We start from the raw sequence: 588 nt of genomic DNA, 5'->3' as shown, positions 1-588 counted from the left end.
CAGCTAAAGATACATTCCAACTAAAATAAACAGAACTGATTGCGATCTGACCGAGCAATACAAAAATAATAACCAGACAAACCCGGCAAAGTGACTTCTCAACAAAAGCCTGAACATACAAAGAATAGAGGATCACAAAAATCGAAATCATTGCAGTAATTCGCAAAATAAATTGTGCCTGCGGAAAAATAAGTCCAACCAGTGTAATTCCCAAGAAATAGATTAAGCTAAAATCGGAGAGCTTCAAACCCAAAATATTAGTTTTATCAGAAGAAAAAATCTTTGAACATGAGCTTTGAGAATCAATATTCGCTGCTCCTCCACAAATATTACTGACTACAGCAGATTCCTGACCAAATTTCTGATTAAAAAGTTCTACTGAAATATAAACTCCAGCTAAAGACAAAATGTTGAAAATACTTTCATACCAGGTAAACTGCAGGAATGAATAGAGAATAATGATCCCAAAAACCAGATAAATAAATGGTTGAAAATTGAAAAATGACGTCGATTTTATATTCTCGGTTTTCTCAAAAAGAAGTACAAACTCACCAGAATTTTTGTAAAGTTCCTCCTTATTCAGCGTTT

1 protein-coding gene is annotated in these 588 nt (G+C 33.3%); it reads right to left on the bottom strand.

Annotated elements, in window-relative coordinates:
- A partial coding sequence (locus ACOOWA_RS18085; protein ID WP_421377351.1) for a vitamin K epoxide reductase family protein occupies positions 1-588 on the bottom strand: 588 nt, incomplete at both ends.

The organism is Chryseobacterium sp. GP-SGM7, from assembly GCF_049166575.1.
Lineage (GTDB): Bacteria > Bacteroidota > Bacteroidia > Flavobacteriales > Weeksellaceae > Chryseobacterium.
The sequence above is the reverse complement of the archived record's forward strand: the minus strand, read 5'-3'. Positions and strand labels throughout refer to the sequence as shown.